This is a genomic window from Paenibacillus sp. FSL W7-1279 (assembly GCF_037969845.1).
Lineage (GTDB): Bacteria > Bacillota > Bacilli > Paenibacillales > Paenibacillaceae > Paenibacillus_AQ.
Genome location: NZ_CP150215.1, coordinates 753,368 through 770,753, shown reverse-complemented (window position 1 = coordinate 770,753; position 17,386 = coordinate 753,368). Strand labels below are relative to the sequence as shown.

The following is a 17,386-nucleotide window of genomic DNA, read 5'->3' as shown; positions in this document are numbered from 1 at the left end:
GTTCACATGCTATACTCGTGGCAAGCAATATCGAAGAATCAAGCGACAGGCTTATGTTTTCACAGCATCATCAATCCACGATTTTGGAGGAGAACCGATGAACAAAATTACAATTGCCGTGATTGGCTGCGGCACGATTGCAAACAGCGCCCATATTCCCGCCTACATGGCCAACGAAGATGCCGAGATCAAATATTTCTGCGATATCGTGAAGGATCGGGCCGATGCCGCCGTCGCCAAATACGAATGCGGCCAAGCCATCGAAGATTACAACCAGATCCTGAACGACCCTGAGGTCGACGCGGTATCGATCTGTACGCCAAATGACGTTCATGCTTCCATCGCCATCGATTGCTTGCGGGCAGGTAAGCATGTATTATGCGAAAAACCGGCAGCCCGCACCTACGCGGAAGCGCTGGAAATGCAGAAGGTTCAGCACGAAACGGGCAAAACGCTCAATATCGGGGTGGTCAACCGTTACAATGAAAGCGTAAACAGAATCAGAAAAATGATCCAAAACGGCGATCTCGGCGAGCTGTATCACGTATATGCCAGCTTCCGTTCCCACCGCTCGATCCCGGGACTCGGCGGCGCCTTCACGACCAAAGCCATTGCCGGCGGCGGCGCGCTGATCGATTGGGGCGTTCACTTCCTCGATGTCGTGATGTACTGTACGGGCGATCCGAAGCCGAAGACCGTCTCCGGCCAGGCTTACTGCAAGCTGGGCAAGGACATGGAGAATTACACCTTCCTCAAAATGTGGGCAGGTCCGCCGAAATATGACGGCACGTATGACGTCGACGATTTTGTCACGGCTCTCGTCCGCACCGAAGGTCCGACCATTTCCTTGAACGGCGCATGGGCGCAAAATATCGGCGCCGAAGAAATGTTCATCGACTTCCTCGGCGACAAAGGCGGCATCCGGCTGAAATACGGCGCGGACTTCACCTTCTACACAACGGAGGACGGCGCATTGATTGAAACCACGCCGAAATTCAATCTTGGCAGCATGTTCCAAAATGAGATCGACGGGTTCATCCGCTGCATTCAAACCGGGGAGAAGCAGCCTTCGCATATCGATACGGTCATCCTCTCCTCCCAGATCATCCAGGCGATTTACGACTCGTCCGACCAAGGCGCGGAGGTTTCGCTGCAGCCCGTTGCCCAGAACAGCCTATAACCTATAGTTCGAACGCCAGGGAGGCCCTTTTACATGAAAAAAATCGGATTCATCGACCTGCATCTGGACCAATTCCACGCGAATAAATATCCCGGTTGGATTGAACAGGCATCGGAATATGCCATTAAGGTCGTGTACGCCTACGGCAAAAGAGACAAAGAGAACGGGCTCACGAACGCTGCCTGGAGCCAGGAGTTTGGCATTGAGCTGCTGCCCACAATCGAAGAGGTGGTGGAGCGCAGTGATTACCTGATCGTGTTGTCCCCGGATAACCCGGAATTCCATGAGGAGCTGTCCCAGCTGCCGCTGCAATCCGGCAAGCCGACCTATATCGATAAAACGTTCGCGCCTGACCGCGAAACGGCTATCCGCCTGTTCGACCTGGCGGCAAAGCATGGAACGCCGATGTATTCGACGTCCGCTCTGCGTTTTGCCAGCGAATACCGTGAGCTGGACCGAAGCGATATCCAAACGATCAGCAGCTGGGGGCCGGGTGCCTTCGCCAATTATTCGATCCATCAAATCGAGCCGATCGTCAGCCTGATGGGGGCCAGCCCGAAGCGGGTGATGTATATCGGCACGCCTGACTCCCCTGCCCTGCTGATCGATTTCGGGAACGGACGGCAGGCCACCGTAAATCATCTTGGCGATAATTGTCCATTTACCTTAGGCCTTAAGAATGGCGACGGGGGCTTCAAGCAGGTCACCGCCCATTCGAATTTTTTCAACTTGTTCATCGAGAATCTGGTGAATTTCTTCGAAACGGGCAAGCCTGCCGTCAACCCGGCAGAAACGGTCGCCGTCATCACGATTATCGAGTATGGATTGAAGGCCGCTGACACCCCTTATGTGTGGTTGGATTTGCCTCAATAGCGAAACCAAGGGTTCGTTACACATTAGCAAAATAAAAAAGAGCTGCTCCAACAGGCCAAAAAGGCCCGGGGCAGCTCTTTGTCATGATTCAACCGATTTTTTCCGGTTCTGAATGCTTACACTTCTTTCCGCTGAAAATAGATAAAGCCTGCAAGAAAGAACAGTAGAAACCCGCCAACCACGACGGTCATGAGGCTTTCGAACGGCAGGTTGAATGCGCCGAAATCGGCTTGACCCGCCGGCATCATCGCCAGAAACGGCTGCGTCCAAGGATAGTAAGGGGCATACGTCTGCGAGTTGGCCACCAGCATGTTCGGTATGGTAAAAACGACGTTCAATGCCAGCGGAGCGGCAAAGCTGCTCCAGGCCGTGGAGACTCCAAGCTGCAGCGCGGCCAGCGGCAAGCAAGCAACCCAACCGCCAAGCAGGCTGCGCAGCAGCATTTCCCACGGTATCGGGGCATCCACCTTGTGGATCAAACCGGCTCCCAGCACGGCTCCCATGAACAGTAACTGGACGACGGCCAGCAGCATGGCTACCACCGAGAACTTCGCAAAATAGACGGTGCCGCGTGAAACCGGCAGGACAAGCAGCTGCTTCCACCCCCCGCCCGAATGCTCATACCGACACACCATGGCACTAAAAATCCCCGTCAGAATCGGGAGCAGCAGCATCGCATGCAGAATGATCATAATGCTGATCAAGTACTCCCATGGCGCAAGCTCCTCAGGCTTTCCATTTAATATGCCAAGCAGCATGACCAGGATCGCACACAAGAAGATTTGCGGCCATAGCTTCGATTTCGACAGTTTTAGCCACTCTGCGGACACCGCTCTTCTATAGGATGTCATCTTAGTCCACATCCTTTCGGTTAAAATGAATCAGGCCAACGCACGTTATGACCGTGCCCAGCAGCAAACCCGCTCCGATGACCTTGACTTCTCCCGGCCCCATATATGCCAGCAGCGGCCACTTTAGCGGCATCCAATCGGGGAATTGCAGGGCAAACATCGACACCACAGAGGCGGTAATCCCGATCCCAACCGCAATCCCCTGGTTCTTAAGCGTCAAAGACATCCACAGCTGAAAAGCCAGCATGGGAAGCGCCGCAAATAGCTGTACAAAGCCAATGCGCAGCAGATCCATATAAGGCATTTGCTCCGCCCCCATCCCCAGTATGATGCCGAGCACGGCGGTACTGATCGACAGAAGGAGACAGGATACGCAGAGAATGAGGAAGGCCTGTACGAACTTGGCGCTGAATACCGCTGTTCTGGAAATAGGCAATGCCAGCAGCTGTTTCCACGAGCTCAGCTGATGCTCCACGTTGGCCATCAGCGAGCAGACCAGCGTGATCCCAAGAAAGAGGGCAATCGGTACAAAAAACAGCACGTTCTCGAGCAGCCCGCCCCAAGGATCTGCCGCGTAGGATTTCATCAGGTAATCATAGCGAAGTCCGAAGTTCAGCCCTTGCATCGCTGCCAGCCCGATGGGACCGAGCGCGGCGAGAAACCAAATGCCCTTGCCCCGGATCTTCAGCCAATCGGCGGAAAGCGCACGGAACATCATACCCGGCTTCCCTCCCCTACGATCTGCATGAAAATATCCTCGAGCGACCTCCGCTGCTCTTCCACCCGGTACACCGCGTGCTGATTCTCCACGAGCCGCTTCACGAGCAGCGCAATCTTCGCATCCTGCATGCTTTCCAGCTCCAGCATCTGATTACGCAGAACTCCTTCACAGCCCAGGTCCAGCGCCAAGCCGAGTGCTAACTCCGGCTCGGACACCGACAGACGGAAACCGCTGGAAGCCGTGGATACCAGATTGTCGATCGTATCCTGGAACACCATCCTTCCTTCACGGATAATGCCGACTTTGTCCGCCATCTGCTCGACCTCGCCCAGCAGGTGACTGGATACCAGCACGGTAATGCCGTATTGGCGCGGCATATTCTTGATCAGCTCCCGGATTTCATGTATGCCGGACGGATCCAGGCCGTTGGTCGGCTCATCCAGAATGAGCAGCTCCGGATTGTTCAGCAGGGCAGCTGCGATGCCAAGACGCTGCTTCATCCCAAGCGAGTATCCCTTGACCGGGCGCTTGGCCTCCTTCGTCAAGGAGACGATCTCCAGCACTTCCGCGATGCGGGACTTCGGCCCGCCGGTGATCCGGCGAATCGCTTCCAGATTCTCAACGGCCGTCAAATGGCCGTAATACGAAGGATACTCCACGAGTGATCCGGTCCGGCGCAAAATGTCCATTTTTTCACTTTTCAAATCCTTGCCGAACAAATGAATCGCGCCGCGCGTCGGTTGAATGAGTCCGAGCAGCATGCGGATGGTCGTTGTTTTCCCGGCGCCGTTCGGTCCAAGGAAGCCATAAATGTCGCCGCGTGCGATCTCCAGGTTCAAATCTACGACTGCTGCGCGCTTTTTGTATATTTTATATAAGCCTTTCGTTTGAATGACGAGTTCCGTCACGTTCATCACCTCAGGTAATATCCTACCTGTCCAAGGTTAAATGCCGGTCGGCCCCAAGTTTAAATTTTCTTTAAAAAAGCTGGCAGCCTATCCAAACGGTTTCGAAGTGTCTGCCACTATCGTGGGAATTTTCGTGGATCTCTGTCGCTGGAGCTTCTGTGTAGATAGGAATGACTTCGTGAAAAGAGCTAGAGCAGCTTCGCGCAGCTAAGGCCGCTCCGGTGCCGAATCGTTCTTCCGATCGCTGTTAAATCCAGGAAACTGTAATTTGCCCAAGGGTGGTTTCCCGGATTTAAAGGCGACCGCTTCGCTTTTCCAGCAACGATTCCGTCCCCTCCGCTGGTGTACACGTGGAAAGTTCATAGTAAAAACCAGACGCACCGTAACCAAAAATGCCTACCCCGTCACTTTTTAAATCACATAGGTTGACTGCCATTCCAAGAACACCCCGAAACACGCACGCTTATGTATATTCCGCAACCAAAAAAGGAACCGGCAAATTCCGGTTCCTTCTCGTATCCGACGGTTCGAAATAACTTTCTAAAAACTACTTGGGTGGTTTAAATCCTTCACATACAAGCCTTACTGCTCGTAACTGAGGTAGGTTACTTGAATTGCATATAACTCCCGCTAGAAACGATCTCGCTCTTCGCCAGCATGCACTCCCTGATTCCTCACCGCTTCCAGATGCTGATCCTCGTTCCCTCATCCGAGCTTACCACATGGCATCCAAGTCCCATTTCCCTTGTCAGGTGTTCCACGATGGCCAGGCCGATGCCTGTGCCCTTGTTGCCGGAGTCGCTTTCGATTCCAGGTCCGTGATCCGAAATGACAAGCACGCCCTCAAGCCCTTCACTCTCCTCGGTATGTATTCCAATGTACTGCCCCGATTTGGCATGGCGGACGACATTTTGAAACAGATTATCAAGAAGTCGTCGGAACCACAGCACGTCCACGTTCCAGCTCAGCGGCTCGTCGCGCACCTGGATATCGGGTTCGATTCCCTCCTTCTCCCACAGGGGGTACCAGGCCGCCGCGCTTTCCTTGACGATTCGCAGAACGTCGGTTGGCTCCATGCTCAGCTGCACTCTGCCGCTGGTGAGCAGGTTGTAGGACAACAGGTTGTCGATCAGACCGCCTAAATCCGCGATTTTCGATTCAATGAGTGACAGCGATTCTTTCCCCTTCGGGCTCAGCGGCTCCCGTTCCATGGAGAAAGTATGGCTTCGAATCACCGTCAGAGGGGTTCTCAGATCATGAGACAGATTGGCGATCAGGGATTTGCGCAGCTCTTCTTCCTCGCGCTGGCGGCGCTGCCCCTCTTCCAACTGGATGACCATATCGTTATAGCCCTCTTCCAGCTGCCCAATCTCGTCATACTTGGTTAACGTAACCGGCTGAGGTATGCCCGTTACCGTATGGGACGACTTCATAGCCGTACGAAGCCGCAGCAGCCGCTTGCGAATACGCACGAAGAACAGCCAGGAGATCAGAATGAACAGGCCGGACATCGAAGCTGTGAACACCCCGTACAGCGCTGTTTCGCTCGCAATGGGCTGCTGGACATTCAGGTATTTTCTCGGCAGCTGCATGACCATGAATCCTTCTCCCGATCCCTCTCCCCCGATAAAAGCCACGGAAGTGAACGGATCGCTATCCCTAGAGTTTTTCATAAATTGCACGGTATCGAGCGCGCTCCATACCTCGGGCAGGTTAGGCTGCACCGGCAGCTGCAGCCTGGTCTCATTGCCGCCATCCACCCAGAACATGGAGATCTCCGGATACTCCTGCCGTATCGAATTCAGCTTCTGCTCAATGGCCTCCGGCGAAGCTCCGCTTAATCCGGCTGCTTCCTCGTGCCACATTCTCTCTAACGCGGCACCGCTGGTATATTTCCCTGCAGGGGTCGGCGGACGGTTCGAGAAGGTATCGTTCACGAACCAGTAAAAAATCGACGCTAACGGAAACATGATCGGCATGAAGATCATGGCCATCAAAATCAACAGCAAATACCGGTTGGTCAGCGAATTGCGGAACCTTCCCTGCTTCTTTCTCCATCTCATGCTCTCACCCGATAACCAAGCCCGCGAACCGTCTCAATAATCTCCGGGTTGGCGGGATCCCGCTCCAGCTTCTCGCGCAGATACCGGATGTGGACCATCAGCGTCTTGTCCCCTTCGATATATGACTCTCCCCAGACCGACTCATATATTTGCTCCTTGGTCATGACACGCCCCTGATGCTGGAGCAGGTACATAAAAATTTGATGCTGTTTACCGGTCAGCAGCGTCTCCTCGCCGGTATCCTCGTTCACGATCCGATTCTCGGCTTCGTATACCGATAAGTGCTTCACTCTCATGGGCTCCGCGGATTTGACGACGGATCGACGCAGAAGCACCTCGAGACGGGCAGCCAGCTCGTCCGGGTGGAAGGGCTTCGTCAAGTAATCATCGGCGAACTCAAGCCCCTGCAGCTTATCGTCAATGGAGGTTCGAGCCGACAGCATCAGGATGGGCAATCCGGGATAAGCCTTTTTGAGACGCTGCCCGACTGTAAAGCCGTCAAGTCCCGGAAGCATAACATCCAGAACAACGACCGCACACGAAGCTGCTTCCCCTACGGCCTTCTCTCCGCTGAGCAGCCATCGCACCTCATACCCCTTGTCCTTAAGAAACTCACTGACCCACCCGCCGATCTCCCGGTCATCCTCGATATATAGAATGCATGCGCTCATGAACCATCTTCCTTTCTCGTGCAAATAATCATATCCCCTTAGAAGGAGCTCCTTAGGTCCTTCAAAACAAAAAAGACTCCCGTATCTATGTAGGTATACATTGATCCATCATTTGTCATTGTATCATGGGAGACCCGGCGTGCAGGCATATGATTCGCTAACCCGGCAATCCGTAGTGCAGGCTCAGCTGCCTTGCCTTCTCCCTGAGCATATCAACGATCTCCGGAGGTTCAATGACTTTCGCTTCCGTACCCAGACGCAGGAAGATTTGAGCGACATATTCAAGATCATTGCCATCAATGGTTGTATCCACAATGCCCCGGTGCTCGTCTTGCATGGCTACCTCGTTCTCCAGCCACGGAATGCTCTCGCACTGTCTCGCCCCTTCCCTAGTCAGCTCTGCATACAATCGAACCGGCTCCCGAATGGGGTAATCCTCGAGCCATTCTTGCATGCTAATGTCCGCCTCATAGGTGTTATCGGTCAGGGCTAAGGATTCCATTCGGTCCATGCGGAACAGGCGCACCCCTTCCTTCCCATGCTCCACCGCGGGCATATACCATAAACCATCCTGGGCATAAACGCCGATCGGCAGCACTTCCCGGTCGCTCGTGCCCGATTTGGAACGATAGCTGATCCGTATAGCCCGCTGATGAAGAGCGGCTTCAATGACGTCTTTTAGATAAGGGGACCCTGCGGTTCTGTTTGGACTCCAGAACGTCAGCACCGATTCCAGGCGGCTGATCATCATTTTGGTATCCTCCGGAAATCCGGCCAGCAGCTTGCGGGAGGCAGAGCCGATATTCAGCTCGAACGGCAACGAGGTATAACGCTTCAAGGCTTGAAAAGCAAAAAATATAGCAAACACTTCATCTTCATCGAACAGGATCGGAGGAAGAACGCGGCTCTTCAATGTACGGTATCCCCCGTGCCGCCCTTGCTCCGTATATAAGGGAACGCCCATGTCGCTGATCTCGGTTAGATACCGGTGCGCCGTGCGAACGGAAACGCCGAATTCATCGGCCACTTCCTGAGCGGTAAAGCTCCTTTTGGCATTGACATACATGATGACATCCATAAGCTGTTTCGCTTTTGACATAATATCCACCTCACACGTTATAACTAGACAATAATTGTCATGTTTATAAGATATGCTATTGCTGTGTCAAGGTCAAAACGATACAAGAAAGGAGCCCTCATGATGTGCAACCCTATGGAACAGGCCATCAAGGTTAATGGTGCCCGCAACAAAAACCTGCGTAACGTGAGCCTCTCGATCCCCAAAAAACAAATCACGGTGTTCACCGGTGTGTCCGGTTCCGGCAAATCCGCCATGGTCTTCGATACGATTGCCGCGGAATCCCAGCGTCAGCTAAATGAGACGTATTCCAGCTTTATTCGCCATCGCCTCCCCCATTACGGACAGCCGGAGGTGGATTCGGTTGAAAACCTGTCGGTGACCATCGTCGTCAATCAGAAAAGAATCGGCGGCAATGCCCGTTCAACCGTGGGAACCATTACCGATATCCATTCCTTGCTGCGCTTGTTATTCTCACGAATAGGCCGGCCCTTTGTCGGATATTCGGACGTCTTTTCCTTTAACAACCCTCAAGGCATGTGCCCCCATTGCGAGGGACTCGGCAAAGTGAACAGCTTTCGGATCGAGAACTTGATCGACAAGGAGAAATCGCTGAACGAAGGCCCCATCCGGTTCCCGACATTCCGCCCGGGGGAGTTCCGCTGGAAGCGTTATGTCGCTACAGGCCTGTTTGATAATGATAAGAAATTGAAGGATTACACCGAGGAAGAATGGGACACGCTGCTGTACAAAACCGGTTTTAAACCGCCGAGCCCAACGGAGGAATGGCCGCCCACCTCGTATTATGAAGGCATTATACCCCGGTTGGAGCGGACGTTCCTGAGCAAGGATTCACGGGATGCGAGGACGTACAGGGAAGCTATTGATCAAGTGGTGGCTGAGACCGCCTGCCCGTTATGCCATGGCGGGAGACTGAATCAGGAGGTGCTCTCCTGCAAAATCAACGGCACATCCATCGCCGACTGTGCACGGATGCAGGTCAATGAGCTGATCGCTTTTTTGCAGACGATCGAGGATCCGGCGGCAGCAACTGTCGTGGATACCTGCATCACTCGGCTGGAGCAGCTGCTTCTGGTCGGGATCGGTTACCTGACGATGGACCGGGAAACCGCAACACTGTCCGGAGGCGAGTCCCAGCGCATCAAAATGGTGCGCCAGCTGGGGAGCAGCTTGACGGATTTAACGTATATTTTTGACGAGCCCAGCATTGGCCTGCATCCGCACGATGTGCATAACATGAACCGCCTGCTGCAACAGCTTCGGGATAAGGGGAACACGGTCATCATCGTGGAGCATGATCCGGACGTCATCCGGATTGCGGATCATATTGTAGATATGGGGCCGCGAGCAGGCACCGCTGGCGGTACGATCGTGTACGAGGGGGACCCGGAAGGGTTACGGCACGCCAACACCCTGACAGGTAAATATCTCAGTCAACGCACCCGCTTAAAGTCCGCGGTCCGGGAGCCGGCTGGATGGCTGCGCATCAAAGACGCCTCACTTCACAATCTGAAGCAGGTATCCGTGAGCATTCCCGCCGGGGTGCTGACCGTGGTAACAGGCGTTGCCGGGTCAGGCAAAAGCACACTCATTAACCAGGTGCTGCCGAACGTTTATCCGGAGGCCGTCATTATCAATCAGGACATGATCCAGGCATCCAACCGCTCCAATATCGCGACGTTTACCGGCATTTTTGATGCTATCCGCAAGCTGTTCGCCAACGAGAATCGGGTAAGTCCTTCCCTGTTCAGCTTTAACGCAAAGGGGGCTTGTCCGGTATGTAACGGCTCCGGCACGATTACGATGGATCTGGCTTTTATGGACAGCCTGGTTACGGTTTGCGAAGCCTGCCAGGGCCGCCGCTTTCATGATGACGTTCTGGGCTATCAACTTCGCGGTAGAAACATCAGTGACGTGCTCGCCATGACCACCGACGAAGCGCTGGATTATTTCACGGAACAGGGTATCGTGGCCGCGCTTCAGCGCATTGAGCATGTTGGACTGGGTTACTTGACGCTCGGCCAGCCCTTAAGCACGCTGTCGGGAGGGGAACGGCAGCGGGTGAAGCTGGCGGCAGAGCTCGATAAGCAAGGTGAAATTTATGTGCTCGATGAACCTTCAACTGGCCTTCATCTGTCCGACTGTGAGCGGCTTATGTCCATCATCAACCGACTTGTCGCTCAGAACAGCACGGTCATTGTGATTGAGCATAACCTGGATATCATCAGCCAAGCGGATTGGATCATTGACATGGGGCCCGGCGCGGGACATGACGGCGGGAATGTCCTGTTCTCCGGCAAACCGGCCGATCTGCTGAAGAACCCGCATTCCCTAACAGCCAGATATTTACGGCAGTTTCAAGGCTAGACATCTAGGCCTTTTTTGGCTCATGCGAAGGCATCCTAACGGCAAAAAGACCGCGAGTCCCCCTCCTTCCAAGGGGGTACGCGGTCTTTTTGTGTTCCACTGTAGTAGACAAGCTGAGACCGACTTACTCCAATATGACGGTTGTATAAGGCGGCAGTGTTAAACCTTTGCCGTCTAATGCCGCTCTATCATCCGTTGTTTTCGACAAGGATTGGAACGGCGATTCCCCGCTCTTTGCTGCCAAATCAACCGTCTGCTCTTCGCTTGACAGATTGTGGACAACAAGGGCTTTGTTGTCTTGGGAACGGCGGATATAAGCCATCACCTGCCCATTGCCGGAAGCAAAGGATTCAATCGTTCCGCTGTTCAGCGCAGGCATATCATTCCGCCAGCGGATCAGCGTGCGGTAACGGGACAGCAGAGAATCCGGGTCTTCTATCTGCTGTTCCACGCCCTGCACCTGATCGCCGCGATTATGCTTAAGCGGCTCCCAGGTCGTCTGCCCCTTATCGCTGCCCGTATTGGACCAGATCATCGGCTCGCGGATTTGTTCGTCCGGTTTCGCTCCCTTCATCCCGATCTCTTCTCCGTAATAAATAAACGGATTGCCCGGCATGGTCAGCAGAATGCCGGCGGCCATCTTGGCGTGGTTCTCATCGTCCTTCAGCTGGGACATGACACGGTTCATGTCATGATTCGTCAAGAATGCGGCATCCGTAAACTTGCCGCCCGATACTTGGCTGAACAAACCATACATCCGCTCCAGGGTGAAGGCCAGATTGTTATCCTTTTCATTCATCGCGGCACCGATGATGCTCTCGCCCAGGCTAAAGTTGAACCCGGAATCAAACGCGTTATCCAGATACGGCGCAATGACCGCAGCGGAATTATCCCAAATCTCCCCGACAATATAAGCGTCCGGATTCACCTCATTCATGCTGGCGCGGAATTCCTGCCACCATGCTGTATTCTTAGCCGTTGTCGCTTCGCCTTTATCGGACATCAGATCCTCATAAATATGTTTGGCTGCATCGATCCGGAATCCGTCGACACCCAGCTCCAGCCAGAACTTCCCGATATCCTTCATCTCTTCGCGGACCTTGGGATGATCAAAGTTCAGGTCCGGCATCCCGCCCCAGAACGTGCCCATGTAATGGGCCCCGTTGATCTCATGCCATGGCGAGTCGCTGCCTGCCGCGCTGGCTCCTGAAGGAGTCCTCCCTTGATCCTCGGCCCATATGTACCAATCGCGGGTTGCCGAAGCCTTGTCTTTCGCAGCCTGCTGGAACCAGGCATGCTCCGTGCTTGTGTGATTGACTACCAAATCCATAATAATCTTGATTCCGCGCTTATCCGCTTCGGCAAGCAGCTTCTTAAAGTCATCAAGGGTTCCGTAGTCCGGGTGGATGGAACGATAGTCGGTCACATCATAGCCGTGATAGCTCGGCGAAGGATTAATCGGCATCAGCCATATCCCCGTCACGCCAAGATCCTCTGAAGTTTCCGGATTTCCGTCATTCAGATAATCCAGCTTCTCAATGACGCCTTGTAAGTCACCGATCCCATCCCCATCGGAATCATAGAATGAGCGTACAAAGATCTCATAATAGACGTCGGAGGGCTGCTCATCCACCTCCGCTGTCTCCATTGCTTCGGGCGCTTTCGGATCCGGCTGTTTTGTTTCCGGGGCTGCCGGCGGCTTAGCCTCCTCTTGCGACGGAGCCGCTGTGCCGCTGCAGCCTGCCAGCAGACTTCCCGTAAGCGCAAAGACTGCGAGCCATATAGGCAGAGCCCTGCGTTTTCCCCATGTAGAACGTATCACGTTGTTTACCTCCTGTTCGTTGCAGCAGCTGAAATTCATCCAGTTGCTGCACTTATCTATTCAAATGGATCTCTACAGCTATCTTAGAATAGCGCAAACGTTTGTATTCGATTTCATCATTGTTTCCCAGTAAAACGGTTACATTTCGTGGTTCAACTTAACATTCATCTTATTCCGTAGATGACGGCTCGTTTTTATCCATCCATATCATAACTTACTTCTTTGTTTTGTTAAATCGTTTGCACAATGCCGTTTTAAGTTGTTTTCCGGGCTTTTCTGACTATAATACCGCACTTTCTCCCGTTTTCTAACCCTTGCTTCTTTTTTGGTGTATTTGTGAAATATTTGCGCTGGACTGACTTGGATACGTATTTACAAGCCTATCGATTAACGTTAATATAGCAGTGTGAAACCGTTTAACAAACCGGATCAATATGGCTTTAAATCAATAGGTATCATGTATACTCAGGGCCTGACAGACCCACAATTAAATAAAGAAGAACGGTCCGCGATTAGCGGAAGTTACTCTTCTGAAATTAGAGAGAACTCCAGTAGTCGCTTTCTTATTTTCAAAAAAACGCAAACGGTTCCACTGGAGGTCCTATTATGTCTGTAACGATTAAAGATGTCGCAAAACGAGCGGGCGTATCCCCCTCCACCGTCTCAAGGGTCCTTTCCAATCATCCTAGGATCAGCCGCGAAACCTCGCGGAAGGTAAAAGAGATCATGGAGGAAATGGGCTACCATCCCAATATTATGGCCAAGAGCCTGGTTTCCAAAACGACGGAAAGCATATGCGTGATTCTGCCGAAACCTGCGGAAGAATTGTTCCTCAACTTATTCTTCATGGAACTGATCCGCGGGATCGTCACCCAAGCGAACCGCTCCGGATACGACGTCGTTCTCAGTTCGGGCGGCAACGAGAAGGAAGAAGTCGAAGCCGTATCCCGGCTGCTTAACGGTCGCCGCGTCGACGGCGCCATTTTGCTGTACTCCAGGCAGGACGATCAGGTGGTCGATTTTCTCAAGTCCAACAACTACCCGTTCGTGCTTGTCGGCCGGAGCGAGAAATACCCGGATCTGTTATCCGTCGATACCGATAATGTGCAGGCTGCCTATGATGCAACCAAGCATTTGATCTCCCTTGGACATCAACGGATCGGCTTTGTCAGCGGCCCGCCTAACCTGATCGTCTCTCAGGACAGGATGAAAGGCTATGGCAAAGCGCTTGCCGATGCCGGTCTGGAGATGAGAAAAGAATGGATTGTCGAAGGCGAGTTCCTTCAGGAGAGCGGCTATCGCGCCATGTCCTTTTTCATGAACCTGCCTGAACGTCCGACGGCGCTTGTTATTGTTGACGATATTGTATCCTTCGGCGTGCTGAGAGGACTGCACGAGCTGGGGTATAAGGTTCCCGAAGATGTGTCCATTATCAGTTTCAATAACATCTCATTGACCGAACTATCGACCCCGCCGCTGAGCAGTGTGGACATCGGTATTTACAACCTGGGTTATACCGCTTCGCAAGCGCTGATCCAGACCATTCGTAACGATGACAACACGATACTGCCGCACCGCTATATCATTCCGCACCGGTTGATGATCCGCGAATCCTCGATGTTTTCGCTGCCGAAATCATAAGGTTTGGATAAACATGGCGGAATACACGAAGTATTATCAAAATAAAGAAGCATCGTGGTGCTTCCTTTATTTTTGCAGCTTGGTTCAAACGTTTGCACTAATTCATTAAGGAGGATGATCATGTCAAACCTAACCGCTTGTTTATTTGATCTTGACGGCGTGCTGGTGGATACCGCCAAGTATCACTACATTGCCTGGAAGCGTCTTGCCGGAGAGCTGGGCTTTGAATTTACGGAGCAGGACAATGAACGCCTGAAGGGTGTAAGCCGCATGGCTTCCCTCGATATTCTGCTTGAGGTTGGCGGAATTACGCTCGATGAAGACGCGAAGCTGGCGCTAGCCGAGAAGAAGAATGCTTGGTATGTCGAGTATATTTCCAACATGGACGAATCCGAGATTTTGCCTGGAGCTCGCGAATTTATCCAAGCGCTGAAGGACCGCGGCATCAAGGTTGCGCTGGGCTCCGCCAGCAAGAACGCGATGCTGATCCTGAACAATACCGGCCTGACTCCTTATTTCGACGCTATCATCGATGGAACGAAGACTGCCCAAGCGAAGCCGGATCCCGAGGTATTTACGATGGGAGCCCGCGAGCTTGGCGCCCGGCCTGACGCCTGCGTCGTATTCGAGGATGCCGAGGCCGGCATCGAAGCCGCCATCCGCGCAGGAATGCGGAGCGTCGGTATCGGGTCGCCTGAAACCTTGGGGCGCGCCAACATCGTTCTTCCCTCCCTGGAAGGTTTCACGGTGGATCGTCTGCTGGAGTTGTAAGCGAATGCGACACGCTTACGGCATCCGGTAGTTTCATCCCATATAGAACTGCAACCATTTTTCCTAAAAACAAAGGAGCCGATGATTGTGAAACAATATTTAAAGCTTGATGAATGGTCAATTATTGAGGAGGGCTTTGATCCTCACACGCATGAGATCTCGGAGAGTATCTTCAGTATCGGTAACGGATTTATGGGCCAGCGCGCCAACTTCGAGGAATCCTACAGCGGTTCCTCCCTGCAAGGCAGTTATATGGCCGGCGTGTATTATCCGGATAAAACCCGTGTAGGCTGGTGGAAGAACGGTTATCCCGAATATTTTGCCAAAGTGCTGAACAGCACCAACTGGATTGGCATCGGCATTGAAATCGACGGCACGCCGCTTGATCTGGCCAAATGCACGGTGAAGGATTTTGTGCGCGAGCTGAATATGAAAGAAGGCTTCCTCTCCCGCAGCTTTACCGCTGTCATGGAAAACGGCAAGGAGCTCAAAGTTGAAGCTGTCCGTTTTGTCAGCATTGTTCGCCACGAGATCGGCGCCATTCGATATGCCGTAACTCCGCTCAATTTTGCTGGAGAGCTTACGGTTACGCCTTATCTCGATGGCGATGTGAAGAATAAAGACTCCAACTATGACGAGAAGTTCTGGCTGGAGGTATTCAAAGAAGCGGCGCAAGGCTCGGCCGCATTGACCGTAAAGACCAAGAAACTCGATTTCCATGTGACCTCCGTCATGTCATATAGCATCCTTAAGAACGGCGCGAAGCTGGATCTTCAGGCCGAACTGGTGGAAAAAGAGAAGTATGCGGCGAACCGCGTAAACGTATCCGTATCTGAAGGCGAAGCCATCACCATCTATAAATATGTAGCCAACGTCACATCCCGCAATCATGGATTCGGCGAATTGGTGGATGCTGCACGTGCTGTGCTGGAGCCGGCGGTCGAAACCGGATTTGAGATGCTGCTGAAGGAGCAGGCGGATGCGTGGGGCGACAAATGGAAGGAAAGCGATATCGTCATTGAAGGCGATGTGGCGGCCCAGCAAGCGATCCGCTTCAACATCTTCCAGTTGAACCAAACCTACAGCGGCGAAGACGACCGTCTGAACATCGGGCCGAAGGGCTTCACCGGTGAAAAATACGGCGGCAGCACCTACTGGGATACCGAGGCTTATTGCCTGCCGTTCTACCTGAGCACCGCGGACGCCAGCATTTCGCGCAACCTGCTGATCTATCGTTATAAACACCTGGAAAAAGCGAAGGAAAACGCCAAGAAGCTCGGCTTTACCAAAGGCGCCCTCTATCCTATGGTGACGATGAACGGCGAGGAATGCCATAACGAGTGGGAAATTACGTTTGAAGAAATCCACCGTAACGGCGCGATTGCCTATGCCATCTATAACTATGTAAACTATACCGGCGACTTCTCTTACCTCGGCCAATACGGTCTGGAAGTGCTCGTCGAAATTTCCCGCTTCTGGGAAGAGCGCGTGAATTACGTGCCGGCGAAGGATCAGTATATGATGCTCGGGGTCACCGGTCCGAACGAGTACGAGAACAACGTCAACAACAACTGGTATACTAACCGCATTGCCAGCTGGACGATGGAATACACGCTTGACGTGCTCGAATATTTGAAAGAGAACGAGAATTCCCGCTATGCCGAGCTTGCGGCGAAGCTGGGGCTGCAGGATGTCGAAACGGCCAAATGGCAGGATATCATCAGCAAAATGTACTACCCGGTCGATGAGGAGCTCGGCGTATTCCTGCAGCAGGACGGATTCCTCAACAAGGAGCTTGTCCCTGTGAAGGAATTGGATCCAGCCCACCTGCCACTCAATCAGAACTGGTCCTGGGACCGCATTCTGCGCTCGGTGTACATTAAGCAGGCTGACGTGCTGCAAGGCTTGTTCTTCCTTGGCGACCAGTACGACTTGGCTACGAAAAAACGCAACTTCGACTTCTATGAACCGTTCACGGTGCATGAGTCCTCCCTCTCGCCTTGCGTACACTCCATTCTCGCGTGCGAGCTTGGGTACCAGGAGAAGGCGTACGAGATGTACCTCCGTACAGCTCGCCTGGATCTGGACAACTACAACAACGATACCGAGGACGGCTGTCATACAACCAGTATGGCGGGAACCTGGATGTCCGTTGTGCATGGCTTCGGCGGCTTGCGCGTGAAGGACGGCGTATTGCATTTGAATCCATTCATTCCAGGTCACTGGTCTTCCTTCTCCTTCAAGGTGATGTTCCGCGGTTCCCGCCTGAAGGTCAACGTCAAAGGCAAGGAAACCATCATCGTCAACGAAACGGATACGCCGGCTGTCCTGAACGTGAATGGCAAGGAGTATAGCATCGACGGATTTGGAGAGGTCCAAGCCGCAAGATAACAGGCATACGTCTAATAAAAACTACCGA

13 protein-coding genes are annotated in these 17,386 nt (G+C 53.0%); 6 read left to right on the top strand and 7 right to left on the bottom strand.

Annotated elements, in window-relative coordinates:
• The first annotated feature begins 97 nt into the window (after nucleotides 1-97).
• Both MKY82_RS03255 and MKY82_RS03250 read left to right on the top strand, forming a co-directional pair.
• A complete protein-coding gene (locus MKY82_RS03255; RefSeq protein WP_071222181.1) occupies nucleotides 98-1,180 on the top strand; it encodes a Gfo/Idh/MocA family oxidoreductase in 1,083 nt (360 codons plus the stop codon).
• 33 nt (nucleotides 1,181-1,213) lie between these two features.
• Nucleotides 1,214-2,053 carry a hypothetical protein gene (locus tag MKY82_RS03250; protein ID WP_339295479.1) on the top strand — a complete coding sequence of 280 codons (840 nt, stop codon included), beginning with the start codon at nucleotides 1,214-1,216 and terminating at the stop codon, nucleotides 2,051-2,053.
• Nucleotides 2,054-2,169: 116 nt separating this feature from the next.
• On the opposite strand, the gene MKY82_RS03245 is transcribed toward MKY82_RS03250, so the two are convergent.
• The 6 genes from MKY82_RS03245 to MKY82_RS03220 all read right to left on the bottom strand — a co-directional run bounded on the left by MKY82_RS03245 (nucleotide 2,170) and on the right by MKY82_RS03220 (nucleotide 8,366).
• Nucleotides 2,170-2,904: an ABC transporter permease gene (locus tag MKY82_RS03245; protein WP_216532697.1), complete on the bottom strand. Its 735-nt coding sequence runs from the start codon at nucleotides 2,902-2,904 to the stop codon at nucleotides 2,170-2,172.
• A 1-nt stretch (nucleotide 2,905) separates the two neighbouring features.
• Entirely contained in the window at nucleotides 2,906-3,622 is a 717-nt protein-coding gene (locus tag MKY82_RS03240; RefSeq protein WP_339295478.1) for an ABC transporter permease, read from the bottom strand.
• Complete coding sequence (locus MKY82_RS03235) at nucleotides 3,619-4,533, bottom strand: ABC transporter ATP-binding protein (protein ID WP_194545036.1); 915 nt, start codon at nucleotides 4,531-4,533, stop codon at nucleotides 3,619-3,621. Before MKY82_RS03235 ends, MKY82_RS03240 begins: the two co-directional genes overlap by 4 nt.
• 674 nt (nucleotides 4,534-5,207) lie before the next feature.
• A complete protein-coding gene (locus MKY82_RS03230; protein ID WP_339295477.1) occupies nucleotides 5,208-6,596 on the bottom strand; it encodes a HAMP domain-containing sensor histidine kinase in 1,389 nt (462 codons plus the stop codon).
• A complete protein-coding gene (locus tag MKY82_RS03225) occupies nucleotides 6,593-7,267 on the bottom strand; it encodes a response regulator transcription factor (protein ID WP_071222186.1) in 675 nt (224 codons plus the stop codon). The genes MKY82_RS03230 and MKY82_RS03225 overlap by 4 nt, the downstream gene beginning before the upstream one ends.
• 157 nt (nucleotides 7,268-7,424) lie before the next feature.
• Nucleotides 7,425-8,366 carry a YafY family protein gene (locus MKY82_RS03220; protein ID WP_220686705.1) on the bottom strand — a complete coding sequence of 314 codons (942 nt, stop codon included), beginning with the start codon at nucleotides 8,364-8,366 and terminating at the stop codon, nucleotides 7,425-7,427.
• Nucleotides 8,367-8,465: 99 nt separating this feature from the next.
• Here MKY82_RS03220 and MKY82_RS03215 point away from each other — a divergent pair, with 99 nt between their 5' ends.
• Nucleotides 8,466-10,733 carry an excinuclease ABC subunit UvrA gene (locus MKY82_RS03215; RefSeq protein ID WP_339295476.1) on the top strand — a complete coding sequence of 756 codons (2,268 nt, stop codon included), beginning with the start codon at nucleotides 8,466-8,468 and terminating at the stop codon, nucleotides 10,731-10,733.
• A gap of 124 nt (nucleotides 10,734-10,857) precedes the next feature.
• Here the strand turns inward: MKY82_RS03215 and MKY82_RS03210 are convergent, their stop codons facing one another.
• Nucleotides 10,858-12,555, bottom strand: a complete 1,698-nt coding sequence (locus tag MKY82_RS03210; RefSeq protein ID WP_194540713.1) for an alpha-amylase family glycosyl hydrolase — start codon at nucleotides 12,553-12,555, stop codon at nucleotides 10,858-10,860.
• Between the two features lie 606 nt (nucleotides 12,556-13,161).
• Here MKY82_RS03210 and MKY82_RS03205 point away from each other — a divergent pair.
• The 3 genes from MKY82_RS03205 to MKY82_RS03195 all read left to right on the top strand — a co-directional run bounded on the left by MKY82_RS03205 (nucleotide 13,162) and on the right by MKY82_RS03195 (nucleotide 17,358).
• A complete protein-coding gene (locus tag MKY82_RS03205) occupies nucleotides 13,162-14,196 on the top strand; it encodes a LacI family DNA-binding transcriptional regulator (RefSeq protein ID WP_071222189.1) in 1,035 nt (344 codons plus the stop codon).
• 120 nt (nucleotides 14,197-14,316) lie between these two features.
• Nucleotides 14,317-14,967, top strand: coding sequence for a beta-phosphoglucomutase (gene pgmB, locus MKY82_RS03200; protein WP_194540711.1), 651 nt, complete (start codon nucleotides 14,317-14,319; stop codon nucleotides 14,965-14,967).
• A gap of 87 nt (nucleotides 14,968-15,054) precedes the next feature.
• Entirely contained in the window at nucleotides 15,055-17,358 is a 2,304-nt protein-coding gene (locus MKY82_RS03195; protein WP_220686708.1) for a glycoside hydrolase family 65 protein, read from the top strand.
• Nucleotides 17,359-17,386: the final 28 nt, after the last annotated feature.